Origin of the sequence: Blastococcus litoris (genome assembly GCF_003075095.1) — a bacterium.
Lineage (GTDB): Bacteria > Actinomycetota > Actinomycetes > Mycobacteriales > Geodermatophilaceae > Blastococcus_B > Blastococcus_B litoris.
The window spans coordinates 45766-72026 of sequence record NZ_QCZF01000014.1; the positions used below are offsets into that span (position 1 = coordinate 45766).

Sequence of the window (26261 nt, forward strand, 5' to 3'; positions counted from 1 at the left end):
CCCCGCCCCCGTGTGAGGGAGCCGGAACGCAGCGTTGACGCCGGTGTCCACGGGGGGAAACGACGGCCACCCACGCTGGGGTCCATGCCCGCCGCCGCCTCGCCGTTCCCGTCGGCGGCCCGCCCGGGCACCGCGCGGACGACGCTCACGCACTGCCCGTACTGCTCCCTGCAGTGCGGGATGCAGGTGACCGCGGGCGACCGCCCGGCCACGCTGGTGCCCGCCGACTTCCCGACCAACCGGGGCGGTCTCTGCTCGAAGGGCTGGTCGTCCACCGAGCTCCTCGACCACCCCGAGCGGCTGCTCCGGCCGCTCGTCCGCAGCACCCCGGGCGACCGCACCAGCCCCCTGGTCGAGAGCACCTGGGACGACGCCCTCGGGCGGCTGGTCGCGGCGATCGAGCGCACGCAGGAGCAGCACGGCCGCGACGCCGTCGGCTGCTTCGGCGGTGGGTCGCTCACCAACGAGCAGGCCTACCAGTTCGGCAAGTTCGCCCGGGTCGCCCTGCGCACGAGCGCCGTCGACTACAACGGCCGCTTCTGCATGTCGTCGGCGGCGGGCGCCGCGAACCGGGCCTTCGGCATCGACCGGGGGCTGCCCTTCCCGCTCTCCGACATCGCCGAGGCCGACGTCGTGGTGCTGGTCGGCAGCAACCCGGCCGACACCATGCCGCCGGCGATGCAGTGGTTCGACGCCGGCCGCGAGCGCGGTGCCGAGCACGTCGTCGTCGACCCCCGGCGGACGGCGACCGCGCGCAACGCCGCCCTGCACCTCCAGCCGTTGCCCGGCACGGACCTGGCGCTGGCGAACGGGCTGCTGCACATCGCTGTGGCCGAGGGGCTGGTCGACGAGGAGTACGTCGCTGCGCGCACCACGGGCTTCGACGACGTCAGGGCCGGCGTCGCCGCCTACTGGCCCGACCGGGTGGAGCGGATCACCGGCGTGCCGGTCGCCGACCAGCGGCGCACGGTCTTCGCGCTGGCCCGGGCGGAGAAGGCGATCGTGCTGACCGCCCGCGGGGCCGAGCAGCACCGCAGCGGCACCGACACCGCGCAGGCGTGGATCAACCTCGCGCTCGCCCTCGGGCTGCCGGGCCGACCGGGCAGTGGGTGGGGGACCGTCACCGGCCAGGGGAACGGGCAGGGCGGCCGCGAGCACGGGCAGAAGGCCGACCAGCTGCCCGGGTACCGGAGGCTCGACGACCCCGCCGCGCGAGCCCACGTCGCCGCCGTCTGGGGCGTGGACCCCGACGACCTGCCGGCGCCCGGGCGGAGCGCCTTCGAGCTGCTCGACGCGCTCGGCACCGAGGGGGGAGTGCGCACACTGCTCGTCCTCGCCTCCAACGTCGCCGTCTCCGCGCCCGATGCGCGCCGGGTGGTGAGCCGGCTCGGCGACCTCGACTTCCTCGCCGTCAGCGACTTCTTCCTCTCCGAGACCGCCGAGCTCGCCGACGTCGTCCTGCCCAGCGCCATGTGGGCCGAGGAGGACGGCACGATGACCAACGTCGAGGGGCGGGTCATCCGGCGGCGGAAGTCGCTCGACCCGCCCGCCGGGGTGCCCGACGACCTCCAGCTGCTGGCCACGCTGGCCGACCGGCTCGGCGCGGGGCGGCACTTCAGCGGCGACCCCGAGACGGTCTTCGAGGAGCTCCGCCGGGCCAGCGCCGGGGGAGCGGCCGACTACGCCGGCATCAGCTACCGGCGGATCGACGACGAGCAGGGCGTCTTCTGGCCGTGCCCGTCGGAGACCCACCCGGGCACCCCGCGGCTGTTCACCGAGCGCTTCGCCACCCCGGACGGCCGGGCCCGGTTCGTGCGGGTCGAGCACGTCGACGCGCACGAGCGGCCGGACGCCGACCATCCCTACGTCCTCACCACCGGACGGGTGCTCGCCCAGTACCAGTCCGGCACGCAGACCCGCCGCACCCGCAGCCTCCAGCTGGTCGCGCCGACACCCCGCGCGGAGCTGCACCCCGACCTCGCCCGCCGGCTCGGGATCGCGCAGGACGACGTGGTCGAGCTGACCACCCGCCGGGGCCGGGCCCGCTTCCACGCGCTGGTCACCGACGCCGTGCGCCCCGACGTCGTCTTCGCGCCCTTCCACTGGGGCGGTGGCTCCAGTGCCAACGCCCTGACCGACGCCGACGCGCTCGACCCCACGTCGAAGATGCCCGCCTTCAAGGTGTGCGCCGTCGCCGTCGCCCGCGTCGGCGGGCCCGAGGAGCTCATCCCGCCGCCGCCCGCCGCGACCCAGCCGCAGCCGCAGCCCCATTCCGTCCCGACCGCCCCCCAGCCGCGCCACCCCACCCGGAAGAGGAGCACCCGCGTGAAGAGCACCCCACGCTTCCTGCAAGGCGTCTTCCCGATCAGCGGCGAGGGCCTGGCCAAGCCAGGTCCGGTCGACCCCGCCCTGCGCTACACGGTCCCGCAGGGCCGGTCCGCCCAGGCCCTGTACTTCCGCGGCGGCAACTCCACGGGGGAGCTGGTCTACGTGCTGCTCGTCCGCGACGGCGAGCCGATGCGCTGGTTCCCGGTCGGCGCCAAGGGCGAGGTGCACGTGCCGCTGCGCGTGGTCGAGGACCTCGTCGGCGGCACCGTCGTCGAGCTGCACGCGGCAGCGCCCGAGGGCGTCACCGGCGAGCTCGTGGTCGACCTCGGGCTGGTGGAGGTCTGATGACCACCGCCCCGACCCGTGGAGTCCTGGGTGGCCGCCCACGAGGCGTGACCGCGCTGCACGTGGACGACGAGCTGGACACCCGCGGCCGGCTGGTCGTCGTTGGCAACGGCATGGCCGGCGCCCGCTTCGTCGAGGAGGTGCTCGAGCGCGGCGGTGGCGACCAGTTCCGCATCACCGTCTTCGGCGACGAGCCGCACGGCAACTACAACCGGATCATGCTCTCGCCGGTGCTGGCCGGCGAGGAGCACGAGGACGACATCGTCCTCAACAGCCACGAGTGGTACGCCGACAACGGCGTCGACCTCCGTGCCGGTGTCCGCGTCACGCGGATCGACACGGCGGCGAAACTGGTGCACGCCGAGGACGGGTCGAGCACGCCCTACGACCACCTCGTGCTCGCGACGGGCAGCTACTCGTTCGTCCCGCCGATGACCGGCGTGCGCACCGACGCCGGTGACCTGCTGCCCGGCGTGTACGGCTTCCGCACCATCGACGAGACGCGGGCGCTCCTGGCCGAGGCGGGCAGCTGCCGCCGCGCCGTCGTCATGGGTGGGGGCCTGCTCGGCCTGGAGGCGGCCCGCGCGCTCCAGGGGCACGGTCTGCAGGTCGACCTCCTGCACGCGATGCCGCACCTGATGAACGCCCAGCTCGACCCCGAGGCGGGCGCCATCCTGAAGAAGAGCGTCGAGCAGCTCGGGATCACCGTGCACCTCGACGTCCTGGCCGCGGAGGTCGTGGGCACCGACCGGGTCGAGGCCGTCGTCCTCAAGGACGGCCGGCGCATCGACACCGACCTGCTCGTGGTCGCCGCCGGCGTGCGCCCGCACACCGACGTCGCCGTCCGCTCCGGGCTGGAGGTGGAGCGGGCGATCGTCGTCGACGACCAGCTGCGCACCGACGACCCCGACGTCTACGCGATCGGGGAGTGCGCCCAGCACCGCGGCGAGGTCTACGGCCTGGTGGCCCCGGCCTGGGAGCACGCGAAGGTCCTCGCCGACGTGCTCACCGGCACCGACCCGGACGCCGAGTACCACGGCAGCCGGACGGCGACGAAGCTCAAGGTCGCCGGCGTCGACGTCGCCGTCATGGGGATCAGCACGCCGGAACGGGACGACGACGAGTTCCTGGTGATCTCCGAGCCGAGGCGCGGTGTGCACCTGTCGGTGGTCATCCGCGACGACACGCTGGTGGGCGCGACCCTGCTCGGCGACACCCGCAAGGTCGCCTTCCTGACCCAGGCGTTCGACCGCGGCGCCCCGCTGCCGGAGGAGCGCATCCGCCTGCTGGTCGACCTCTCCGACGGCGCGGAGGAGGTAGGCGTCGCCGAGATGCCGGCCGACTCGCAGGTCTGCAACTGCAACGGGGTCTCGAAGGGCGACATCTGCGGGGCGGTGTCGGGCGGCTGCTCGAGCGTCGGCGAGGTCATGGACCGCACCCGCGCCGGCAAGGGCTGCGGCTCCTGCAAGTCGCTGGTCAAGCAGATCGTCGAGTGGGCCGCGGACGGCGACCTGGCGGAGGACCCTGCCGCGTCCTGGTACGTGCCCGGCATCCGGATGGCGAAGCCGGAGCTCATGGCCGCCATCCGGGAGCAGGACCTGCGCAGCGTCTCCGCCGTGTTCGCCGCCCTGGCGCCCGGCGGCAAGGAGGACGCGAAGTCGAAGATGGGCCTGACCTCGCTGCTGAAGATGCTCTGGGGGCACGACTTCGTCCCCGAGAAGGACGGCGAGTTCATCAACGACCGCGTGCACGGCAACATCCAGCGCGACGGCACGTTCTCCGTCGTCCCGCAGATGAAGGGCGGGGTGACCACCCCCGCCCAGCTGCGGAGGATCGCCGACGTCGCCGAGAAGTACGAGGTCCCGATGGTCAAGGTGACCGGCGGCCAGCGGATCGACCTGCTCGGCGTCCGCAAGGAGGACCTGCCGGCCATGTGGGACGACCTGGGCATGCCGTCCGGGTACGCCTACGGCAAGAGCTTCCGCACGGTGAAGACCTGCGTCGGCAGCGACTTCTGCCGGTTCGGCCTGGGCGACTCGACCCAGCTGGGCATCGACCTGGAGACCCGGTTCCAGGGCATCGAGAGCCCGGCGAAGATGAAGCTCGCCGTCGTCGGCTGCCCGCGCAACTGCGCCGAGGCCTACGTCAAGGACGTCGGCGTGGTCGCGATCGGCGGCGGGAAGTGGGAGGTCTACGTCGGCGGCGCCGCCGGTGCCTCGGTGCGCAAGGGCGACCTGCTGGCCACCGTCGACTCACCCGAGGCCGTGATCACCCTGGCCGGCCGGTTCATGCAGTACTACCGCGAGAACGCCAACTGGCTCGAGCGGACCTACGACTTCGTGCCGCGCATCGGTCTGGAGAAGATCCGGCACGTCCTCCTCGAGGACGGCGAGGGCATCTGCGCCGACCTCGACGCCGGGATCCAGCGGTCGATCGACGCCTACCGCGATCCCTGGGGCCAGGACGCGAAGGAACCGGCCACACCGGGCCAGTTCCGCTCCTCGCTGCCCCTGATCCCGCTCCCGAAGGTGCCCGTGCGATGAGCCTGACCGACGTCCGCACCACCACCGAGCACGTCCTCGGCCCGGTGGCGGAGATCCCGCCGGGGGAGGGGCGGGCCTTCGTCGCCGACGGCGTCCAGATCGCCGTGTTCCGGCTGCGGGACGGCTCGCTGCACGCGACGCAGGCCGCCTGCCCCCACGCAGGCGGCCCGCTGGCCGACGGGCAGACCGACGTCGACGTGCTGGTCTGCCCGCTGCACCTCTACGCGTACCGGTGGTCCGACGGCGCCGCGACGTCCGGAGCCCCGCCGATCCGGCTGTTCCCGGTGCGCGAGGTGGACGGGATGGTCGTCGTCGAGCTGTAGCGGCTCAGGCGAACTCGTAGGAGACGGCGCCGTCCTCGTCCACCGTCGCCACGACCTCGGCGGTGTCCGAGGCGTCGGCGGCGTTGTCGACGAAGCAGGGGATCGGCGTGCCGACCGCGTCGACGAGCACCGACCGACCGTCGGTGTCGCAGCTGCTGATGACGACCACGCCGGTCAGCTCACCCAGCTGCTCGTCCAGGGACGCCTCGACCGTCCCGACGTCGACGAAGGTGTTGTCGCTCTCGATCTGCACGTTGCCCTCGTCGTCGGTCTGCGTGACGGTGAAGGAGATCGGCTGCCCCTCCAGGGACGCGGTGCAGGTGAACGCGGCTCCCGACTCCGCCTCGACGTCGGCGGGGCAGGCGACGTCCTCGGGCGCGACGCCGGTCTGCTCGGCGGTCAGGCGCTGCACCTGGGTCTCGACGTCGGCGGTGTCCAGGGTCTTCGCGCCGAACAGGAGCAGCGCGCCGACGACGAGCCCGCCGATGACCACCACCGCCCCGACGACCGCGGCGACGACGGCCCCGGTGCGCCGGCGTCGCGGCGTCGGCGCGGGCGCGTAGCCGCCGGGCGGCGGGCCGTACTGCGGCACCGGCGAGCCGGAGGGCGGGGTGGGGTAGGTCTGCGAAGCCATCGGGGTTCTCCTCGTCGGGGGCGGTCGGGGGCGACCATGACGGGAGTCGCTTACGGGCGGCTTGGATGCACTTGCGCCGCACTTGAGGCGGCAGCGCGTCAGCCGGCGAGGTCGGCGTTGACGAACGGGACGGCCTCCACGGTCCCGCCGTCCGCCGTGGTCACCGCCACCCGGCCGACGTCCCCGGGCGAGCGGACGACGACCACCCCGTCCGCCAACGGGTGCTCGCCGATCGCGGCCCCGGAGCCGTCGAGCACCTGCACCGACGTCGCCGTCCGCGGCGCGACGACGACCAGGAACCGGGAGATCTCCGCCCGCATGGAGAGGTCCCTGAAGTCGCAGCGCAGGACGACGACGCGCTCCCCCGGCGGCGGCCCGGCGGGCAGCACACCCGTGCCGCACCACGAGGTCACCGCCGGCCCGCCCGGGTCCGCCTCGTAGCCGTAGGGCGCGGTCACCACGAAGGCGCCGGACGGCTGCGCGACCGCCAGGACGCTCAGCCGGGTGGGGCTGCCCTCGGGCCCGGGCAGGTCCCCGGACCAGAGCTCCGTCACCGGGGTGTCGTCGGCGGGGAGGCCCAGCTGTCCGAGCACCGAGCGGAGCCGCGACCCCACGGCGACCTCCTGGACGGCAGGCGCCGGGGCCGGCCGCAGCCGGGTCAGCCGGACGTCGAGGTCGGGCTCGCCGGGGTCGGCGAGGACGGTCGGGGGGAGGAGGGGGAGGGGGCGGCCGTCCCGGACCACCCGGACGCGGACGGCGCCGATGCCGGTGCCGGGCAGCGGTGGGAGGCCGACGACGGCCAGGCCCTCCGGCGAGGGGACGCGGCGGTGGTCGCGGGTGACCGCGCCGTCGGCGGTCACCACCGGCCGCTCCGACACCTCGACGCGGTCGCCGGGGGCGCCGACCACGACCAGGGCGCCCGTCGCCGGGTCGGACGCCGAGACGGGGAGGGCCGGGTCGGGAGCCGTCCGGACCGAGCGCAGCACCATCCGGTCCGCAGCGCCACCGGCCGGACCGGTGAACCACGCGACGGCCGCCGGGCGTGACGGGGTACCGCCGGCGGCCACCAGCGCCCAGCGCCCGGCGGGGACGTCGCCCGCGAACACGACCCCCCGGTCCGGCGGTGCCCCCGGCCAGGACGCCTCCCGCATCCCCTGGAGGAATCCGTCGTCGCCGGCCAGCGAGCCGATCGTCGGTCCACCGAAGACCGCCGGCGGTGCGCCGGGCCCCCGGGGCAGCAGCGGCGTCAGCGCGAGGAGCAGGACGGCGGTGACCACGGCCGCGGCGGCTGCGCGCCGGCGGCGGCGACGGCTGCGCGCGGCGTCGCGGACCGCCGTGGTGATCGTGTCCAGGGCGGTCGGGGGCAGCGCGCGTCCCGCGGCGAGCCGGGAGAGCCGCTCGCGGAGCTCCGGACGTGGTCCTCCGGGCGACTGCGTCGTCCCCGGAGGTCGGAACGGCGCAGCAGCGAGGTCGCGTGCGCGCCGGTCGTCGTCGTCACGGCCCACCAGATCGGCACGCAGCAGCGCCACCGCCCGATCGCCCTCGCCGGCCGGCAGCGGGTCCGCGACCAGGTGCAGGACGGCCATCGCCCGGTCCCGGCCGGGGAGAGCGCGCAGGGCGGACGCCAGGGCGCCGTCCTCGTCGTCCGGCGGCGTGGTCGCCGACTCGACGACCTGCACCACCCGGCCCGGTGCCCGGGGCCCGGTCCGGACCAGTGCCCGGCGCGCGCTGTCCGGGTCGTCGAGGGCGCCGGGCGTGGCCAGCGCCGCGGCCAGGAGCGCGACCGCCTCGTCGGGGGAGTCGGTGAGGAGCACCGCGACCGGGACCAGCGGGGGCAGCAGTGCAGCCAGGGCGTCCCGCTGGTCCATCCGACGCTCCCTCCGCCGCCGCCACTGTCCTCCTGGAACCCCGGGGCAGCACCCGGGGCCCGGTCAGGGTGCTGGACGACGACCGTGGCAGCCTGCGGGCCCGCATTCTCCGTGCCACCCACCCGTCCGCCCCGAGCACCGTGACCGGCACCGACCCGGGTGGACATGTCGAGCCGAGGCTCTCCGGATCGCCGTGCCGGGTCCCCTGAAGGCCGCAGGAGATCGGGCAGACGGACCGTGCTCTCCGCCGGGAAGGCGGCGAGCGCCAGGCCGGTGGCCGGCAGGCATCCGCCGCGGCGGCTCCCATGCGGCCGGTTCAGCCGGCGGTGGAGTCCGGGCCGGGCCGGGCGGCCGGGAGCGGCGGCACGACCAGCGGACGGCGACGACGGCGCTTGAGGTCGGACAGCACACGGCGCCGGTGGGCGTCCTCGGCCAGCTGACGCGCGGCGATCACCGATGCGGTGTCCGCGGTGGTGCCGTGGTGCTCGAGCAACGCTGGCTCCCCTCGGTGGCCCCCTGGTACGTAAGACGCTCCGAGGGGGCGGAAAGGATGACACCCGGCGGCAACGAATCGGTAACGATTCGTGCCGCTGCTCAGCTGCGGGGGAGACCGAGGTCGGCCAAGGCGGTGGCGACGGCGTCGTCGTGCAGCAGGTCGAGCACCAGCAGCCGGTGCACGAGCACGCCCCGGCGGGTGAGCCGCAGGTCGGCCGCCCGGAGGCGGGGCAGCGTGGCGACCGGCCGCGCGGTGACGGGCGGCGGGTCGAGCAGTCCGGCCGACTGCAGGCCGGTGACGTCCTCGCGGGCGCCCCACGCCGACCATGCGCGCGGCTCGTCCTCGAGGGGGGCCATGGGCAGCGGCACGCGCTCCCGTCGGCCGACCCCGGCCAGCAGGGCGAGCTGCCGCCAGCTCAGCGACTCCACCAGCCGCAGCGCCCGCCCGGCGAGCGCGAGGTCGACGTCCGCGGACACGGCCACCTCCGCGAGCAGGTAGCCCAGGTGACGGACCCGGCGCTCGTCGGTCGAGCGGCGGGCCGCGCCGACCACCGCCTCGGCCAGTTCCTGGGCGGGCGGGCGACCGCCAGGGCGCTCGCCGAACCAGTCGTCTCGCGTCGGCCGGCCGTTGCGGCGCAGCGTCGCGGCGTACTCGACGGCGAAGGCGAGGGCGGCTCCGGCGCGCACCCGCTCCCGGGGGACCGGCACGCCGGCCGCCTCACCGGCGACGTCCCGCAGGCACGCGGCGAACCGGTCGTCGACCTGCACCACCGCGGCAGCCGGCTCGAAGACCACGGTCGCCGCGGCCCGGCACATCGACCCCGCCACGGGGCTGCCGGCCTCGATGAGGGCCCGGCCGGTCAGCCCGTCCTCGGCGTGGGTCTGCTCGGATGCGGTCACCCGGTGATCTTCGTCGGTTCCCCGGCCTGGCTGCACACCGGGAAGGGCGGCCCTCACCACAGCGGGTCAGCCGTGGTGAGCAGAACGGAACACGGGTTCAGCCTCGGGGCGACGCCCGGGAAACGCGCCGCTGCGACGGTCCTCGCATGGCCGCTCCCACCCGCCCTGCCCAGCCGACGCAGCACCCGGTCGCCGAGCCCCGCTCCGGCCGCAGGGGGAACTGGATCGATGACTGGCGGCCGGAGGATCCGCACTTCTGGGAGAGCACCGGGAGGAAGGTCGCCCGCCGCAACCTGTTCTTCTCCATCTTCTCCGAGCACGTCGGGTTCTCCGTCTGGAGCCTGTGGTCGGTGCTGGTGCTCTTCCTGCCCGAGCCGGTGTTCGGCATCGACCCCGCCGGCAAGTTCCTGCTCACCACCCTGCCGACTGCGCTGGGCGCCTTCGTGCGGCTGCCCTACACCTTCGCCGTGGCCCGGTTCGGCGGCCGCAACTGGACGATCGTGAGCGCGGCCCTCCTGCTGGTCCCGACGATCGCGACCGCGGTGGTGCTGGAGCCCGGCGTCTCGTTCGGCACGCTGCTGGTCGTCTCCTGCCTGGCCGGGGTGGGCGGCGGCAACTTCGCCAGCTCGATGGCCAACATCAACGCCTTCTACCCCGACCGGCTCAAGGGCTGGGCGCTCGGGCTCAACGCCGGGGGCGGCAACCTCGGCGTCCCGGTGGTCCAGCTCGTCGGGCTGCTCGTGCTGGCCACTGCCGGGGCAGCGCACCCGCGGCTGATCCTGTGGCTCTACATCCCGTTGATCGTGATCGCCGCCGTCGGCGCCGCGCTGCTGATGGACAACCTGACGACCGCCCGCAACCAGCCGCGTGCCATGCGGGAGGCGACCCGGGAGCCGCACACCTGGATCATGTCCTTCCTCTACATCGGGACGTTCGGCTCGTTCATCGGCTTCGGGTTCGCCTTCGGCCAGGTCCTCCAGAACCAGTTCGGCGGGTCGTTCGCGACGCCACTGGCCGCCGCCTCGCTGACCTGGCTCGGGCCGCTGCTGGGCTCGCTCATCCGGCCGGTCGGCGGCTCGCTGGCCGACCGGTTCGGCGGCGCGTGGATCACCTGCTGGAACTTCGTGGCCATGGCGGTCGGCGCGTCGGTGGTGTGGACGGCGAGCCGGCTGGAGTCGCTGCCGCTGTTCGTCGTCGGCTTCGTGGTGCTGTTCGTGCTCAGCGGCATCGGCAACGGCTCGACGTACAAGATGATCCCCGCGATCTTCCGCTCGCAGGCGCTCCAGCAGGTGGCCGAGGGCGGTGACGCCGAAGCCGCGGACCGGCGGGCGCTGCGGATGTCCGGTGCCCTCATCGGCATCGCGGGCGCGATCGGTGCCTTCGGCGGGGTGCTGGTCAACCTGGCGTTCCGGCAGTCGTTCATGACCACCGGCACCGGCGACTCCGCCTACCTCGCGTTCATCGGCTTCTACGTCGTCTGCGTCGCCCTGACGTGGGCGGTCTACCTGCGTCCCGGGACGGCGCTCGGCCGCGTGTGAACCGTCGGTGGGTGGTGCCACGATGCGGCCCATGGCGATCGAGGTGCGTCCGGCCACCGCGTTCGACGACCTCGCGGCGGTGGTCGGTCCCCAGCGGCCGGACTCCGACGTCTGCTGGTGCCTGAGCTACCGGCTCCCGTCGAAGGAGAACCTCGCCCTGCACCGGCAGGAGCGGGGCGAGCGCGCGCGGCAGCTGGTCGGGGAGGACCCGCCGCCGGGCGTGCTGGCCTACGACGGCGACGAGGTCGTGGGCTGGGCGGCCGTCCACCCGCGCCGCGACACCGCCTTCGCCACCAACCGCAGGATCCCGCACGTCGACGACCTCGACGTCTGGTCGCTGTGGTGCGTGCGGGTCCGGCCCGGCCACCGGGGCCAGGGCATCGCCCGCCACCTCGTCGCGGGGGCCGTCGCGTTCGCCCGCGAACGCGGCGCCCCGGCGGTCGAGGGCTATCCGGTCGACAACGGCGGGCGGAAGGTCGACCTGACCATGGCCTACGTGGGCACGCGGAAGCTGTTCGAAGGGGCCGGCTTCGCCAAGGCGGCCGACACCGCGTCGGTCATCAACGGCTTCCCGCGCGTCCTGATGCGGCTGGACCTGCGCTGACCGGTCCCCCGGTCGGGCCCGTGCCGGCCGTCAGCTGACGGGCGATCCCGTCGGCCAGACGTCGATCGCCGGCCGGTCGCGCACGTCGCCCGTGCGACCGCGCCGCATCCGGCAGCCGCCCGGCGCAGCTGGGGCAGGTCGGCGGCGCGCAGGGCGCCGCGGAGGTAGCGGTGCTTCCGTGCGGGGGCCGCACAGCCCCTCCGGCTCGCCGGCCCGGTCCGCCGACCAGGGTGCGGAGGTCAGACCTTCAGGCGGTACCCGCGCTTCACCACGGTCTCGACGACGGGCGCGCCGAGCGCCGCGCGCAGCCGGGTCACGGCCATCTCGACGGCGTGGCCGTCCCCGCCGCCCGGCAGCGACGCGACGAGGTCGGGCCGGGGGACGACGTGGCCGGGACGGCGCGCCAGCTCGCGGAGCACCGCCATGGGGCCCGGCGCGAGCTCCACGAGCCGCCCGTCGAGGACCGCGCCGTGCCCCCGCACCTGGAGCTCGTGCGGCCCCACCTGGAGCACCGGGTCGCGTTCGGGGAGGCGGGCCACGACCTCGCGGGCCAGCGCACCCAGCCGCGCGCGCCCGGGCTGGCGGGACGGGATCCCGGCGGCGTCCAGGGGGGCCGCGGTGACCGGTCCGACCGCGACGGCGAGGACCCGCTCGTTCATCGCGGCGACGAGGTCCGTGCGCAGGCCGAGCTCGTCGGCAACGCGGAGCAGGCTGGCCGCCGCCGGGGCGCTGGTGAACGTGACCGCGTCGACCGCGCCCGCGACGACCGCGCTCACCAGGCGGCGCACCGGCGTGACGTCCTCCGGCAGGACCCAGCGGTACACCGGCACCGTCAGCACGTCCGCACCGGCGTCGCGCAGGCCTGCCACCAGGTCGGGCAGCGGGTCGCCGTGCAGCTGGACGGCGATCCGGCGTCCCTCGAGCGGGCCCTCCGCGCCGGAGAGCAGGTGGGAGAGCACCTCGGCCGACGACTCGGACTCCGGTGACCACGCGTCGACCAGGCCGCCGCCGCGGATGGCACCGCGCGCCTTGGGGCCGCGCGCCAGCACACGGGCCTCCGCCAGGTGCTCGACCAGCGGCAGGTCCCAGGCCTCGGCGGCCTCCAGCCAGCCGCGGAAGCCGACCCCGGTGGTCGCGATGACGAGGTCGACCGGCCGGGCCAGCACCTCGCGGGTGGCGGCCACCAGTTCGGTGTCGTCGGCGAGGGGGACGATCCGGATCGCCGGGGCGTGCACCACCCGGGCGCCGCGCCGGTCCAGCAGTGCCCCGAGCTCCTCCTTGCGGCGGGCGGCCGTCACGGCGACCGTGTACCCCGCCAGGGGCGGGAGGCCGTCCTCGGGTTCTCCGGTCACGGCTCCATGGTGTCGCGCCGGTGTTCCGGGGATGTGTCGTGGCGGTGAGACGCGGCGCACGCCGCGCCGTCGACACGGACGTCGGCCCGGGCGCGGGTGTCCTGCCGGGCGAACTCCGCCGCCTCGGTCACCTGCCAGCGCCGCCACTCCGGTTCGAGCTCGACCCCGTCGCGCGCAAGCCCGCGGGCCAGGCGCAGGTCCGCCGGCGCCTCGACCCAGATGCGCAGCGTCGTCCACGGGTCCAGCACCCGGGGGCTGGAGCCGCAGCCCTCCACGAGCAGCACCGCGCGCACCGGCACCGGGACGACGTCCTCGCCGAACCGCCGCGTGGCCCAGTCGTAGCGGTGGTGCGCCCCGGGCCGGCCCTCGGACAGCGGGCGCAGCACCCCCGCCTGCAGCCGGCCCACGGCCCCGGTGGTCGTCCAGCCGGCGTAGAGGTCGTCGAGGTGGACCAGTGCGGCCGCCTCGCCGAGCGCCGTCGCGAGCGCGCCCGCGAGCGTCGTCTTCCCCGATCCGGCGGGACCGTCGACCGTGACCAGCCGGACGGCCCCGAGCCGGGCCGGGGCCGCGAGGACCCGTGCGGCCAGCTCGTGGGCGGTGCTCAGCGGACCGCCAGGGTCCACCGCGGCACCGGCCCGCCGTCGCTGGTGACCAGGCCGCGCGAGGCCAGCTGGCGCAGGTGCGCGTCGGTCTCCGTGACGGCGAAGATCCGCATCCGGCGCTCGTACTCCTCCCACGGCCGCGACCAGGTGAGGTGGGCCGCGAGCTGCCACGGCGTCGACCCCGGGTGCGCGCGGATGGCGGTGAGGAGCTCGGTGAGCCGGTGCTCGTGGTGGGCGGTCAGCGCGTCCACCCGGGCGTCGAGGCCGCGGAACCGCCACTCGTGCGCGGGCAGGACCTCGGCCGGGTCGAGGTCGCGGACGGCGGCCAGCGCCCGCAGGTAGTCCCCGAGCGGATCGGCCGAGCCGGCGAACGTGCTGGAGATGTTCGGGCTGATGCGGGGGAGGACGTGGTCGCCGGAGAAGAACAGCCGGGTGCCCTCCTCGGCGAAGCAGAGGTGACCGGGGGTGTGGCCCGGCGTGTGGACCGCGCGCATCCGCCAGCCCGGGAAGTCCGCGTGCTCGCCGTCCTCGAGGTGCCGGTCGGGGACCGCCATCCGCGTGAACGACGCCAGCCGGTCGGGCGGCCCCACGTCGGCGACGGCGTCCGCCCGGTCGGCACCGAGCCCGACGAGGAACTCCACCTCCGACGCCACGAAGGCGGCCGCACCGGCGGTGGTGATCCGGGCGACGGACGTCGCGTCCGCCGGGTGCATCGCGATCCAGGCGCCGCTGGCCTCCCGCACCCGCGAGGCCAGCCCCAGGTGGTCGAAGTGCAGGTGGGTGACCAGGGCGCCACGCACGTCGGCGATGCCCGCGCCGATCTGCGCCAGGCCGTCGACGAGGGCCGCCCAGCTCTCGTCGCTGCCCCAGCCGGTGTCGAGGAGGCCCAGCCCGCCGCCCTCCAGGGCGAAGGCGTGCACGCTCACGTAGCGCAGGGGGTTGTGGGGGATGGGCACGGGGATCGACCAGAGCCCGTCCCGCACCTGCTCGACCGGGGGGAGCGAGCGGGACGCCCACGCCTCGTGCTGGGCGGTTCCGGTGATCTCCACGTCCGGGCACTCTGCCAGCAGGGCTCCACCGTCCCCCGGGTGTGCTGCGACGATGGGGGCGTGACAGCACCTCCTCCCGGCCGGGTCACGGCCGTCCCGCGCCGGCTGCGCCAGCTGCTGGCCGTCGCCGGCGCGGTGGTCGTGGCCGTCATGGTCGTGGTCGCGCTGGGGCTCAAGGAGACGACGAACACCGTCGTCGAGTACCGGACCTCCGACCAGTTCGCCGTCGTCGGCCTGGGTGTGGTCCTCGCCGCGGGCCTGGTGTTCCTCGGCCGGTCGCGCGTGGACGCGGACGCCGCCGGGGTGCGCGTCCGCAACGTCGTCGTCGCGCACGAGCTGCCGTGGCAGGCGGTGAAGGCCGTGCGCTTCGAGCGGAAGTCGGCGTGGGCGTCGCTGCTGCTGGAGAACGGCGACGAGATCTCGCTGCTGGCCGTCCAGGCGGTCGACGCGGAGCGCGCGGTGCAGGCCGTCGAGGGGCTGCGGGCGCTGCGCGTGGCCGCCCGGGCGAGCGATCCCGTGCCGCCCCCGCTGCTCTACGACGACTGAGGTGCACCCGGGAATGACCTGGGCGGTGCCGACGCTGTAGAGTGGGCGTGCCTCCCCCCGCTACATGAGGCGCGCGAACCACCAGCGGCCCCGCCCCGGGCCGCTGATCCAAGAGGAGCCCGCTCCCACCTGACGCCGTCCAGGCGACCAGGTCCCGGATCGCGAGAGCCGGCTTCGGCCGGTTGTCGCGTCGGGCATGCGTCCTCCGACGTGTGCGCCGCCGGAGAACGGGCCCCGAGAGCTGATGCTCCCGGGGTCTTCGTCTTCCCGGCCCCGGACGGGCCAGCGACTCCTCACAGGCAAGAGCAGAGGAGAGGCCATCACCGAGCCCCGCATCAACGACCGCATCCGCGTCCCCGAGGTCCGCCTGGTCGGACCCGAGGGCGAGCAGGTCGGCGTCGTGTCCATCGGCGAAGCACTGCGCCTGGCACAGGACGCCGAGCTCGACCTGGTCGAGGTCGCGCCCATGGCGCGCCCCCCGGTCGCCAAGCTCATGGACTACGGGAAGTTCAAGTACGAGTCCGCCCAGAAGGCCCGCGAGGCCCGGCGGAACCAGGCGCTCACCGTCATCAAGGAGATGCGGCTGCGCCTGAAGATCGACCCGCACGACTACGAGACCAAGAAGGGCCACGTCGAGCGCTTCCTCAAGGGCGGCGACAAGGTCAAGATCACCGTGATGTTCCGCGGTCGCGAGCAGTCGCGCCCGGAGATGGGCTACCGCCTGCTGCAGCGGCTGGCCGCCGACGTCAGCGAGCTGGGCGTCGTCGAGTCCAACCCGAAGCAGGACGGCCGCAACATGGTCATGGTGATCGCCCCGCACCGGAACCAGGCAGCGACCGACGCCGCCCGCCGGACCGCGAAGGCGGAGAAGGCATCCGCGGCCGAGGAGCAGGCGCCCAGCGCCTGAACCGCCGCACACGCACCACCGAGACGGCCGGTGCCGTCCGGCAGCACCGCGCTGCCGGACGGGCACCGACAGAGACGAACAGGACGAGGACATGCCGAAGCAGAAGACCCACAAGGGCACGGCCAAGCGCGTGCGCGTGACGGGGTCCGGGAAGCTCGTGCGCGAGCACACGAACAACCAGCACAAGTTCGAGCACAAGTCGTCCTCGCGCAAGCGGCGGATCAAGGGCATCGGCGTGCTGTCGCCGGCCGACACCAGCCGGATGAAGAAGCTGCTCGGTCTCTGACCGCCCTTTTCCGCTAACGAACAGACAGGAGCTCTCACGTGGCACGCGTGAAGCGGGCGGTCAACGCCCAGAAGAAGCGCCGGACGACCCTCGAGGCCGCCAGCGGCTACCGCGGTCAGCGGTCGCGGCTCTACCGCAAGGCCAAGGAGCAGATCCTCCACTCGGCCACCTACAACTACCGCGACCGGAAGGTCCGCAAGGGCGACTTCCGCAAGCTGTGGATCACCCGGATCAACGCCGCGGCGCGCCTCAACGACATGACCTACAACCGGTTCATGCAGGGGCTCAAGCTCGCCGGCATCGAGCTGGACCGCCGCGTCCTCGCCGAGCTGGCCGTGAACGAGCCGGCCGCCTTCGCCGCGCTCGTCGAGTCCTCCCGGGCCGCGCTCGCCGCCAACCCGCAGGCGACCGGTCAGGCCGCCGCCTGATCCAGGCAGCACCCCCTCCGACGCCGTCGGTGACCGGCCCTCGCGGGCCGGCGCCGGCGGCGTCGGCGTCTGTCCGGGAGGACCAGTGACCCAGCCGCTCACCGAGCGCTCCGCCCGCATCGTGGCCGCGCGCAAGCTCACCCGCCGCGCCGGCCGGGACGCCGCCGGGCTCTTCCTCGCCGAGGGGCGGCAGGCGGTCGTCGAGGCCCTGGCTGACCCGGCCGGTGTCCGCGAGGTGCTGGTCACCGAGGCAGCCGCCGCGGCCCACCGCGACCTGCTGGCCGGCGCCGGCGTGCCGGTCCGGGTCATCACGGACAAGGCGGCCGCGGGGCTCTCGGAGACGGTCACCCCGCAGGGGCTGCTCGCCGTGTGCGCGCTCCGCGACGTCGACGCCGCCGCGCTGACCGCGCGCCCGCCCCGGTTGGCCGTGGCGCTGGCCGAGCTCGCGGACCCTGGCAACGCCGGCACCGTGCTGCGGACGGCGGACGCCTGCGGCGCGGGCGCCGTCGTCTTCGGCGCCGGTTCGGCCGACCCGTACGGCGGCAAGGCCGTCCGGGCGAGCGCCGGCAGCCTCTTCCACGTCGACGTCGTCCGCGGCGCGCCGCTGGAGCAGCTGCTGCCGGACCTGCGTGCCGCCGGGGTGACCGTCCTGGCGGCCGACGGCGGGGGAGAGGCGGCGCTCGACGGGCTCGGCGAGACGCTCTCCGGCCCGGTGCTCTGGTTGTTCGGCAACGAGGCCCGGGGCGTGCCGGACGAGCTGGCCGCCCTGGCCGACCACCGGGTGCGGATCCCGATGCGCGGGAGGGCCGAGAGCCTCAACCTCGCCGCGGCCGCCGCCATCTGCCTCTACGCGACCCAGCTCGCCCAGGGCTGACCGAGGGCGCTAGACGAGCTTCGCGCGCTTCCAGAGCAGCTCGGAGGGGCCGCCGACCAGGCCGACGTCCCGGAGGAACGCCACCAGGTTCGCCGACGCGCCCCGGAGCTTGCCCGCGTAGTGCTCGTTGGCCCGCGCCGCGGCCTTCGCCTCCGTCGGGTCCAGACCGACCGATGCGTACACCTCCGGCTGGACGAGGTTGTCGGCCACGATCGCCGCCACCGCGGCCACCGCCGTCCGGTGCGTGCGCAGCTGCCAGTTCGACAGCGCCGGGGTCCGCCGGGCGATCTCCTCGCGGGCGAACCGCATGTGCCGGGCCTCCTCCACGACGTGGATCTGGCTGGTGGCCCGCGTCAGCGGCTGGACCCGCTCGTCCTTCATCAGGTCGCGCTGGAAGATGTCGAGGATCTCCTCGGCCACCAGGATCGCGGCGTACGCGGCGGGCCCGTCGGCCTTCGCGGCGAACGCCTTGCCGAGCCGCAGGATCGACGCCGGCGGCTGGTAGGACGGCGCACCGAACCTCTCCGCCGTCCGGGCGAACATCACCGAGTGGCGGCACTCGTCGGCGATCTCGGTGAGCGCCCACTGCACGTGCGGCTGCGCCGGGTCCTCGCCGTAGACGTCGCGCAGGACCAGCTGCATGAGCAGGCACTCGAACCAGATGCCGACGCCGGAGATCGAGCAGTACTCGTGGATCGTGAGCGTGACGCGCTGCTCCTCGCTCAGTCCCTCCCACAGCGGCGTGGCGTACAGCGTCGACCACTCGGGTGACAGACCGTAGAGACGCTCAGGTATCGGCGCGGACCAGTCGATGTCGACGACGGGGTCGTAGGACTTCTTCGCCGCCGACCCGAGCAGGCGTGCCGAGAGCGCCTGGCGATCGACCGGTCGCCGACCGGAGTGACCGGTGCCCGCAGTGGGCACAGTGGAAGGGATGGTGGCGGTCATCGGCGAACTCCCCCGGGACGTCGAGCACAACTGTGGAGAAAGGTAGCTGTTACCGTGAAACACACGCAACAGGTGGCGGACGACCGGGGCGCTCCGCCAGCCACCGAGTCACCCACCGAGTCACCCACCGAGACGCCTGCAGTGCCCCCACCCGCCCCGCAGGACGGACGCCGGTCGCGCTGGACCGAGCACCGCCGGGCGCGGCGGGAGGACCTGGTCGGGGCGGCGGTCGAGGCGGTCCGGCGCACAGGTCCAGACTTCGCCGTGGACGACGTGGCACGTAGCGCCGGCGTCTCCAAAACGGTCATCTACCGGTACTTCACCGACAAGGACGAGCTCGTCGACGCCGTCCTCGAGCGGATCTCCGGCACCGTCCTGCTCCCGCGGCTGCTCGGCGAGATCGCGGGTGAGCACCGCGACGACCGCGCCGGGCTCCGGGCGGTCATCACCGCGTTCGTGTCCCTGATCGAGGACGAGCCCGAGCTCTACCGCTTCGCCTACGCCCAGACCGGCCGCTCCGGCCGCGCCGACCTCGTGGCGGCCACCGAGCACCAGATCGCGGACGCCCTGGCCGCGCTCTTCGCCGAGCGGCTCGAGGCCGCCGGCCGGCCGTCGACGGCGGCGACGACGTGGGCCTACGGGGTCGTCGGCATGGTGCAGCTGACCACGCACTGGTGGTCGATGTCGCGGCCGCTCCCGGCGGCCGACCTCGTCGAGCAGCTGGTCGACCTCGCCGACGGCGGCCTCAGCGCCCTGCTGCCCTGACCCGGCCTGGAGGAGAGCACGTGAGCGACCACGACGAGCCGGAGGGCTTCGACGGCGAGGTGACCGTCGAGGTGGCCGGGGAGCCGCCCCGCAGTGCCACCGCCGCGCTGGCGGCACGGTTCGACCCGCTCGCCGGGCACGTCGTGTGGTCCGGCCGGCTGGCCGCCGAGCTGCCGCTCCGGTCGTCGCTGGTCGTCACGACCCCGCACGGCAGCGCGGAGGCCGAGACGGTCGAACGCGACGCCTGGGGCAACACGCGGGTGACCGGCCGGGGCCGCCCGCCGTTCCCGGTCGAGCTCCTGGACGGTGACGGCGAGGGCGTGCCGCGCTGAGCCGTCAGCGCCGACCGGCGACCACCCCGCGCGCGGCGGTCTTCCGCGTGTACATGTCGACGTCGGCGCTGTGCAGGAGGGCGGCGAACTCCTCGCCGTCCCGGGGGTAGACGCCGATCCCGACACTCGCCCCCACGCGGACCTCGCGCCCGGCCAGCTCCACGGGCGCGCCGACGGCCGCCTCGAGCTCGTCGGCGACCCGGCGTGCCTCGGTCGCCGCCGTGTCGGGGGCCAGGCCGCTCAGGGCGACCAGGAACTCGTCGCCGCCGAGCCGGGCCAGCAGGTCGCCCCGGCGGAGGCGGCCGCGCAGCGTGCGTGCCACCGCCTGGAGCAGCTCGTCCCCGGTGGCGTGGCCGAGGCCGTCGTTGACCGCCTTGAAGCCGTCGAGATCGACGAACAGGAGCGCGATGGTGTCCGCGCCGCTGCGCGCGTCCCAGATGGCGTTCTCCACCTGCTCCTCGAGCCGGCGCCGGTTGGGCAGCCCGGTGAGGGGATCGGTGTAGGCCAGCTCCTCGATGCGCGTCAGGCAGGCGCGGTTGCGGTCGCGCTCCTGGATGAGCGCACGCTCGGCCTCCACCTGCGCGGTCACGTCGTGCTGGACGCCGATGTACTGGGCGACCTCGCCGTCGGCGTCGAGCACGGGGGCCAGGTGGATCTCGTTCCACCACGGCTGGCGGTCGGCCCCGCGCAGGTTGAGCACCCGCACCCGGCACTCCTCGCCGCGGTCGATGGCCGCGCGCATGCGCGCGACCGTCGCCGGGTCGGCGTCGGGTGACTGCAGGAAGCGGCAGTTGCGGCCGAGCACCAGCTCGCGCGGGATGCCGGCCAGCTGCTCGAAGGCCTCGTTCACGTAGATCAGGGGCTGGTCGGGCAGCCGCATGTCGACGATCGTCACGCCGCTGGTGGTCGCCGCCAGTGCGCTGCGCAGCAGCGCGTCCCCGTCGACCCCGATCGGTGCCGGCGCCACGGTGCCGGTGGTCCCGGCGTGAGCCGGGCGCGCGGCGACCGGCACCGGGACGGCGGTCCGCGGGGCCACGCGGGTGAGCAGGGCGTGGGCCGCCCGGACGACGGTCTCGCGGTCGTAGGTGAGCGCGTACTCGAAGGAGCGCTCCAGGTCCGGACCGTCGTCCCCGAGGTCACGGGCCAGCAGCGCGGCGCTGAAGTGCGGGCTGAGGATGACGACGTCCCACTCGCCGCGCACCGGGTCGGCGGGGTCGAGGTCGGCCCCGCGGACGCCCGGCAGCGGCTCGACGGGCAGGTCCTCCCCGAGCGCGCAGACGAAGCCGGTCCGCTCCACCAGGTCGCGGTAGCGCTGGATGGTCGACGGCGTGAAGTGGCGCGCCTCCTGGAAGGTCGCCGCCACCACGCACGTCTCACCCAGGCGCATGGCCTCCCGCTCCAGCTGCTTGCTCAGCTCGATCAGGAGCGACTTCTTCGACCGGCGCAGCGGCACGCTCGCCGGCAGGCAGGCGAACGGTGAGGCGTCGAGCTGGGCGGCGGCGATGCCGCCCGGCAGGGTGAGCTCCGCGGTGGGCAGTCCGGGGGCCGCTCCGGGGCCGGGCCGTCCGAAGAGCCACCCCTGGCCCAGGGTCGCGCCCAGTGCCCGGGCCGTGGCCAGGTGCTCCTCGGTCTCGATGCCCTCGGCGAGCACGACCGCCCCGGTCCGCTCTGCGTGCGCGTTGACCGCGTTCATGATCTCGGCGACGGCGGGACCCGGGCGCTCCTGCACCAGCCGGAGGTCGAGCTTGACGACGTCGGGCGACAGCAGCGGCAGGAAGGCCAGCGACATGGAGTCGGCGCCGACGTCGTCGACCGCGACCGCCCAGCCCAGGGCCCGGACCCGCTCGACGGTCCGCAGCAGCTCCGCCGGGCGGGCGGCCAGCGCCCGCTCGGTGATCTCCAGGACCACCCGCAGGTCGCGCGGGGCGCCCTCGGCGATGGCCAGCAGGTCGTCGAGCGGCGCGCTGTCGAGGACCTCGGGCTCGACGTTGACGAACACCGTCAGCGGGGCGAGCAGCCCTTGGTCCACCGCGCCGCGGAAGGCCGCGGCCCGGCAGATCTCGTCCAGCTCGGCGAGCCGGCCGGCGGAGCGCGCGGCCGCGAAGAGCAGATCGGGTCGCTCCAGGGGACCCACCGGTCCGCGGGCGAGGGCCTCGTAGGCCACGACCCGTCCGGTGTCGAGCTCGACGATCGGCTGGAAGACGCTGCGCACGCCGCCGGGAGCCAGCGCCGCGTCGAGCGCGCTCTCCGGGAAGTCGGGGGAGGAGTCCACGTCCTCCCATCGGCCGTGCGTGGCCCCCGGTTCAGCCCAGCCCGGCTGACCCCTCCCAAAGGGGGAGGTCAGGCCGGCAGGGTGATGAGGACGACCGCGGTGGCGGCCGCGAGCAGGCCCGCCACCTGGGCCCCGACCAGGCGCTCCCGGAGCACGATCTGGGCGAGGACGACGGTGCTGACCGGGTACAGCGAGGCGAGGACGCCGGTGATCGCGAGCTGGCCGTCGGCCTGGGTGGCGAGCAGGAAGAGCGCGTTCGCGGTCATGTCGCCCACCCCGGAGACCGCGACGAGGGGCAGCGCTGCCCGGGTGACGCGCAGCGGCTGCCGGCCGGCGAGCGCGATGACGACGACTAGGCCCACCGACGCCAGCCGCGCGGTGACCAGCGGGGTCAGCCCGGCGTCGGCGGAGGTCCGGTCCAGGAGGACGAAGAAGAGGCCGAACATCGACCCCGCCAGCAGAGCGGGAGCCAGCGCCGCGGGACGGGCGGCACGCAGCGCCGACAGCCCGCTCTCCGCCGAGACCAGGACGACGGCGACGAGGGCCAGCGCGATGCCGAGGGCGGCCGTCGTGCCGATGGTGTCGCCGCCCAGCAGCCCGACCAGCACCGGGACCGCGGCGGCGGTGACCGCGGTGACCGGCGCGACGACGCTCATCACCCCTCGGGCCAGGGTCCGGAAGAAGACCACGAGCCCCGCGGCGCCGGCCAGCCCCGAGGCAGCCCCCCACGCGAGGTCGGCGGCGGTGACCGGCCCGCCGAGCCAGGGCAGGAGCGCCAGCAGGGCCAGCCAGCCGATGATCTGCGAGGTCGCGACGACGCCGAAGACCGACGTCCGCCGGCTGGCCAGGCCGCCCAGGAAGTCCGACGCCCCGTAGACGACGGCCGACGCCAGGGCCAGGACCACTGCCACGTCGACCTCCGATGCCCGGTGCGCACCGTGCGCGACCCGGCCCGTTCTAGCACCGACCTCCGACGCGCCGGACCGACGGGCCGGAACCCAGGCGCGGACCTGGCGGCCCGGCGGGCAGAATGGACTCCCGTGTCTGGCGCCAACGATCCCTACGACCCCAAGCAGGTCGCCGCGCTCTCCCCGGAGGCCCTCGACGACGCGGTGACCTCCGCGCAGGAGGCCTTCGGCGACGCCGGTGACCTGGAGGCGCTCGCCGCCGTCCGGCCGGCCCACCTCGGCGACCGCGCACCGGTGCTGCTGGCCCGGCGCGAGCTGGGCGCGCTACCGCCCGCCGCCCGCAGCGATGCCGGCAAGCGGGTCAACGCCGCCCGCGTGGCGGTCCAGACGGCCTACGAGGAGCGGCTCGCCGAGCTCGAGGCCGAGCGCGACGCCCGCGTGCTCGCCGAGGAGCGGGTGGACGTCACGCTGCCCTGGGACCGCACCCCGCGGGGCGCGCGGCACCCGCTGACGACGCTCACCGACCGGATCGCCGACATCTTCGTCGGGATGGGGTACGAGGTCGCCGACGGGCCGGAGCTCGAGGCGGAGTGGCTGAACTTCGACGCGCTCAACATCGGCCGCGACCACCCGGCCCGCACGATGATGGACACCTTCTTCGTGGCGCCGGAGGACTCCGGCCTGGTGCTGCGCACGCACACCAGCCCGGTGCAGGCGCGCACCATGCTCGCGCGCACGCCGCCGATCTACGTCGTGGCGCCCGGGCGGGTCTACCGGACCGACGAGCTCGACGCGACGCACACCCCCGTCTTCCACCAGGTCGAGGGCCTGGCCGTCGACCGCGGCCTGACGATGGCGCACCTGCGCGGCACGCTGGACCACCTGGCCCGATCGCTGTTCGGCGCCGACGCCATCACCCGGTGGCGGCCGTCCTACTTCCCGTTCACCGAGCCGTCGGCGGAGTTCGACGTCTGGTTCCCGGAGCACCGCGACGGCCCGCGCTGGGTCGAGTGGGGCGGCTGCGGGATGGTCAACCCCCGGGTGCTGGTCGCCTGCGGCATCGACCCCGACGAGTACTCGGGCTTCGCGTTCGGCGTCGGCATCGAGCGCGCCCTGCAGTTCCGCTCCGGCGTCGGCGACATGCGCGACATCGTCGAGGGCGACGTCCGGTTCACTTCTGCGTTCGGGGTCGATCAGTAATGCGCGTTCCCATCGGCTGGCTGGCCGAGTACGTCGACGTCCCGGCCGGGACCACGGTCGAGGACCTCGACACGGCCTTCGTGCGCCTGGGTCTCGAGGTCGAGGAGATCCACCGCCCCGAGGAGGTCACCGGCCCGCTCGTCGTCGGCCGGGTGCTGCAGATCGAGGAGCTGACCGGCTTCAAGAAGCCGATCCGCTACTGCCAGGTGGACGTGGGGGAGGCGGCCCCGAGAGGGATCGTCTGCGGCGCGCGGAACTTCGCGGTCGGCGACACCGTGGTCGTCGCCCTGCCCGGTGCCGTGCTGCCGGGCGGCTTCGCGATCGCGGCGCGGACGACCTACGACCACGTGTCGGACGGGATGATCTGCTCGGTCCGCGAGCTGGGCGTCGGCGAGGACCACGCCGGCATCCTCGTGCTCGGCTCGGGCACCGACGACGTCCCGCCGCCCGGGACGCCCGCGGGCCCCGTCGTCGGTCTCGAGGACGTCGTCATCGAGCTCGCGGTGACCCCCGACCGCGGCTACTGCCTGGCGATGCGGGGCATCGCCCGGGAGATGGGCACCGGCCTGGCCGCGCCCTGGCGCGACCCGGGAGCCGGCACGCCGCCCGCCTGGTCCGGGGAGCCGGCGTGGCAGGTCTCGGTGGCCGACCCCGACCGCTGCGACCGCTTCTCCATGCTCGCGATGGAGGGCCTCGACCCCACCGCCCCGAGCCCCTGGTGGATGCGCCGGCGGCTCCAGCAGGCCGGCGTGCGCAGCATCTCCCTCGCCGTCGACGTCACGAACTACGTGATGCTCGAGCTCGGTCAGCCGATGCACGCCTTCGACCGGGGCGCCGTCACCGGGCCGATCACCGTCCGGCTGGCGCGCGAGGGCGAGAAGCTCACCACCCTCGACGGCACCGTCCGCAGCCTGTCCACCGACGACCTCCTGATCACCGACGACAGCGGCCCGATCGGGCTGGCCGCCGTCATGGGCGGGGCGTCGACGGAGATCGGCGACGGCACCACCGCCGTCCTGCTCGAGGCGGCCCACTGGGAGCCGACCGGGGTGGCCCGAACGGCCCGCCGGCACCGGCTCCCGAGCGAGGCGGCGAAGCGCTTCGAGCGCGGCGTCGACCCGGAGATGACCGTGGTCGCCCTCGCTCGCGCCGCGGAGCTGCTGGCCGCGCACGGCGGTGCGCGGGTGGTCGGCGGCGTCGTCGACATCGACACCCGCGCCCCGCGGCCGTCCATCGCCCTGGACGCGGCCAAGCCGGCCCAGGTGGCGGGCGTGCCCTACACCGCCGCCCAGGTCGTCGAGCTGCTCCAGGCGGTCGGCTGCGACGTCGACTCGAGCTCCAGCCCCTTGGCCGTCACGCCGCCGCCGTGGCGGCCCGACCTGACCGACCCGGCCGACCTGGTCGAGGAGGTCATCCGGCTCGCCGGCTACGACGACGTCCCCTCCGTGCTGCCCACCGCGCCGCCCGGGCACGGCCTCACCGACGTCCAGCGCCGCCGGCGCAGCGTCGGCCGGACCCTGGCCGAGGCCGGGTACGTCGAGGCGCCGTCCTACCCGTTCGTCGGGACCCCGGCGCTGGACGCCCTCGGCCTGCCCGGGGACGACGAGCGCCGCCAGGTGGTGCTGGTGCGCAACCCGCTCTCGGAGGAGGAGCCGGCACTGCGGACGACGCTGCTTCCGGGCCTGCTCGCCACGCTGGCCCGCAACCTCTCCCGCGGGCAACGCGATGTCGCGCTCTTCGAGCACGGTGCCGTCTTCCCCGGCGGGCGCCGCTCGCCCGCCCCGCTCCCGGGCGTCGACCGGCGGCCGGACGACGAGACGCTGGCCGCCCTGCTGGGCGCGGTGCCGCAGCAGCCCTGGCACGTCGCCGTGGCGCTGACCGGACACCGCGAGCCGCGCGGCTGGTGGGGTCCCGGCCGGCCGGCCGGGTGGGCCGACGCCGTGCAGGCCGCGCGCCTGGTGGCGGCCGCGGCCGGCGTGGAGCTGACCGTGCGGGCCGGTGACCGGGCGCCGTGGCACCCGGGCCGCTGCGCAGAGCTCGTCGTGGGCGAGGAGGTCGTCGGCCACGCCGGCGAGCTGCACCCGCGCGTGTGCGCGGCGCTCGAGCTGCCGGCTCGCACCTCCGTGATGGAGCTCGACCTCGACGCGCTGCCCGCCGCCGCGGTCCCGGTGCTCCCGCCCACCTCCGCATTCCCGCCCCTGCTGCTCGACCTCG

At 75.0% G+C, this 26261-nt stretch carries 24 protein-coding genes; 14 read left to right on the forward strand and 10 right to left on the reverse strand.

Annotated features, from left to right (window positions below):
• The first annotated feature begins 84 nt into the window (after positions 1 to 84).
• The 3 genes from DCS98_RS21440 to DCS98_RS21450 are packed head-to-tail and all read left to right on the forward strand — an operon-like array spanning position 85 to position 5539.
• Positions 85 to 2673, forward strand: a complete 2589-nt coding sequence (locus DCS98_RS21440; protein ID WP_116453512.1) for a molybdopterin oxidoreductase family protein — start codon at positions 85 to 87, stop codon at positions 2671 to 2673.
• Positions 2673 to 5216 (forward strand): nitrite reductase large subunit NirB, encoded by a 2544-nt coding sequence (gene nirB / locus DCS98_RS21445; RefSeq protein ID WP_116453513.1) that lies wholly within the window; start codon positions 2673 to 2675, stop codon positions 5214 to 5216. The genes DCS98_RS21440 and nirB overlap by 1 nt, the downstream gene beginning before the upstream one ends.
• Positions 5213 to 5539 carry a Rieske (2Fe-2S) protein gene (locus tag DCS98_RS21450; RefSeq protein WP_116453514.1) on the forward strand — a complete coding sequence of 109 codons (327 nt, stop codon included), beginning with the start codon at positions 5213 to 5215 and terminating at the stop codon, positions 5537 to 5539. Before nirB ends, DCS98_RS21450 begins: the two co-directional genes overlap by 4 nt.
• Positions 5540 to 5543: 4 nt before the next feature.
• Here the strand turns inward: DCS98_RS21450 and DCS98_RS21455 are convergent, their stop codons facing one another.
• The 4 genes from DCS98_RS21455 to DCS98_RS21465 form a co-directional block, all read right to left on the reverse strand.
• Positions 5544 to 6173 carry a DUF4333 domain-containing protein gene (locus DCS98_RS21455; protein ID WP_116453515.1) on the reverse strand — a complete coding sequence of 210 codons (630 nt, stop codon included), beginning with the start codon at positions 6171 to 6173 and terminating at the stop codon, positions 5544 to 5546.
• Between the two features lie 98 nt (positions 6174 to 6271).
• Positions 6272 to 8041, reverse strand: a complete 1770-nt coding sequence (locus tag DCS98_RS21460; RefSeq protein WP_116453516.1) for a hypothetical protein — start codon at positions 8039 to 8041, stop codon at positions 6272 to 6274.
• A gap of 316 nt (positions 8042 to 8357) precedes the next feature.
• Complete coding sequence (locus DCS98_RS23195; RefSeq protein ID WP_164704707.1) at positions 8358 to 8534, reverse strand: hypothetical protein; 177 nt, start codon at positions 8532 to 8534, stop codon at positions 8358 to 8360.
• Between the two features lie 101 nt (positions 8535 to 8635).
• On the reverse strand, positions 8636 to 9436 hold the full coding sequence (locus DCS98_RS21465; protein ID WP_116453517.1) for a hypothetical protein: 801 nt from the start codon (positions 9434 to 9436) through the stop codon (positions 8636 to 8638).
• Between the two features lie 146 nt (positions 9437 to 9582).
• On the opposite strand from DCS98_RS21465, the gene DCS98_RS21470 reads away from it, so the two are divergent.
• Together DCS98_RS21470 and DCS98_RS21475 are read left to right on the forward strand one after the other, a co-directional pair.
• Complete coding sequence (locus tag DCS98_RS21470; RefSeq protein ID WP_116453518.1) at positions 9583 to 10974, forward strand: nitrate/nitrite transporter; 1392 nt, start codon at positions 9583 to 9585, stop codon at positions 10972 to 10974.
• 31 nt (positions 10975 to 11005) lie between these two features.
• Positions 11006 to 11578 (forward strand): GNAT family N-acetyltransferase, encoded by a 573-nt coding sequence (locus tag DCS98_RS21475; RefSeq protein ID WP_116453519.1) that lies wholly within the window; start codon positions 11006 to 11008, stop codon positions 11576 to 11578.
• A 239-nt stretch (positions 11579 to 11817) separates the two neighbouring features.
• Here DCS98_RS21475 and DCS98_RS21480 read toward each other — a convergent pair whose 3' ends face one another.
• From DCS98_RS21480 to DCS98_RS21490, 3 genes are read right to left on the reverse strand one after another with little or no spacing between them, the layout of a single operon-like run.
• A complete protein-coding gene (locus tag DCS98_RS21480; RefSeq protein ID WP_116453520.1) occupies positions 11818 to 12930 on the reverse strand; it encodes a uroporphyrinogen-III synthase in 1113 nt (370 codons plus the stop codon).
• Complete coding sequence (locus tag DCS98_RS21485) at positions 12927 to 13553, reverse strand: uridine kinase family protein (RefSeq protein ID WP_206340387.1); 627 nt, start codon at positions 13551 to 13553, stop codon at positions 12927 to 12929. Before DCS98_RS21485 ends, DCS98_RS21480 begins: the two co-directional genes overlap by 4 nt.
• Positions 13532 to 14581, reverse strand: coding sequence for an MBL fold metallo-hydrolase (locus tag DCS98_RS21490; RefSeq protein WP_116453521.1), 1050 nt, complete (start codon positions 14579 to 14581; stop codon positions 13532 to 13534). Before DCS98_RS21490 ends, DCS98_RS21485 begins: the two co-directional genes overlap by 22 nt.
• A 60-nt stretch (positions 14582 to 14641) precedes the next feature.
• On the opposite strand from DCS98_RS21490, the gene DCS98_RS21495 reads away from it, so the two are divergent.
• The 5 genes from DCS98_RS21495 (at position 14642) to DCS98_RS21515 (ending at position 17622) form a co-directional block, all read left to right on the forward strand.
• On the forward strand, positions 14642 to 15127 hold the full coding sequence (locus tag DCS98_RS21495; RefSeq protein WP_241038556.1) for a PH domain-containing protein: 486 nt from the start codon (positions 14642 to 14644) through the stop codon (positions 15125 to 15127).
• Positions 15128 to 15371: 244 nt separating this feature from the next.
• Complete coding sequence (gene infC, locus DCS98_RS21500) at positions 15372 to 16034, forward strand: translation initiation factor IF-3 (RefSeq protein ID WP_116453522.1); 663 nt, start codon at positions 15372 to 15374, stop codon at positions 16032 to 16034.
• Positions 16035 to 16125: 91 nt separating this feature from the next.
• On the forward strand, positions 16126 to 16320 hold the full coding sequence (gene rpmI, locus DCS98_RS21505; protein ID WP_092200389.1) for a 50S ribosomal protein L35: 195 nt from the start codon (positions 16126 to 16128) through the stop codon (positions 16318 to 16320).
• A 38-nt stretch (positions 16321 to 16358) separates the two neighbouring features.
• Positions 16359 to 16748 carry a 50S ribosomal protein L20 gene (gene rplT / locus DCS98_RS21510; RefSeq protein ID WP_116453523.1) on the forward strand — a complete coding sequence of 130 codons (390 nt, stop codon included), beginning with the start codon at positions 16359 to 16361 and terminating at the stop codon, positions 16746 to 16748.
• Between the two features lie 85 nt (positions 16749 to 16833).
• A complete protein-coding gene (locus DCS98_RS21515) occupies positions 16834 to 17622 on the forward strand; it encodes a TrmH family RNA methyltransferase (RefSeq protein ID WP_116453524.1) in 789 nt (262 codons plus the stop codon).
• Between the two features lie 9 nt (positions 17623 to 17631).
• On the opposite strand, the gene DCS98_RS21520 is transcribed toward DCS98_RS21515, so the two are convergent.
• Positions 17632 to 18570 (reverse strand): AurF N-oxygenase family protein, encoded by a 939-nt coding sequence (locus tag DCS98_RS21520; RefSeq protein WP_116453525.1) that lies wholly within the window; start codon positions 18568 to 18570, stop codon positions 17632 to 17634.
• Between the two features lie 141 nt (positions 18571 to 18711).
• Here DCS98_RS21520 and DCS98_RS21525 point away from each other — a divergent pair, with 141 nt between their 5' ends.
• Positions 18712 to 19335, forward strand: coding sequence for a TetR/AcrR family transcriptional regulator (locus tag DCS98_RS21525; RefSeq protein WP_164704708.1), 624 nt, complete (start codon positions 18712 to 18714; stop codon positions 19333 to 19335).
• 20 nt (positions 19336 to 19355) lie between these two features.
• The gene (locus tag DCS98_RS21530) at positions 19356 to 19667 is read left to right on the forward strand and encodes a DUF4873 domain-containing protein (RefSeq protein ID WP_164704709.1); all 312 of its coding nucleotides are present in this window, start codon (positions 19356 to 19358) and stop codon (positions 19665 to 19667) included.
• A gap of 4 nt (positions 19668 to 19671) precedes the next feature.
• On the opposite strand, the gene DCS98_RS21535 is transcribed toward DCS98_RS21530, so the two are convergent.
• Together DCS98_RS21535 and DCS98_RS21540 are read right to left on the reverse strand one after the other, a co-directional pair.
• Entirely contained in the window at positions 19672 to 21939 is a 2268-nt protein-coding gene (locus DCS98_RS21535) for a diguanylate cyclase domain-containing protein (protein WP_116453528.1), read from the reverse strand.
• A 68-nt stretch (positions 21940 to 22007) separates the two neighbouring features.
• Complete coding sequence (locus DCS98_RS21540) at positions 22008 to 22850, reverse strand: EamA family transporter (RefSeq protein ID WP_116453529.1); 843 nt, start codon at positions 22848 to 22850, stop codon at positions 22008 to 22010.
• Between the two features lie 129 nt (positions 22851 to 22979).
• On the opposite strand from DCS98_RS21540, the gene pheS reads away from it, so the two are divergent.
• Together pheS and pheT are read left to right on the forward strand one after the other, a co-directional pair.
• The gene (pheS, locus tag DCS98_RS21545; protein ID WP_116453530.1) at positions 22980 to 24047 is read left to right on the forward strand and encodes a phenylalanine--tRNA ligase subunit alpha; all 1068 of its coding nucleotides are present in this window, start codon (positions 22980 to 22982) and stop codon (positions 24045 to 24047) included.
• The coding region (gene pheT, locus DCS98_RS21550) for a phenylalanine--tRNA ligase subunit beta (protein ID WP_116453531.1) at positions 24047 to 26261 on the forward strand (2215 nt) is incomplete at its 3' end. The genes pheS and pheT, both read left to right, overlap by 1 nt.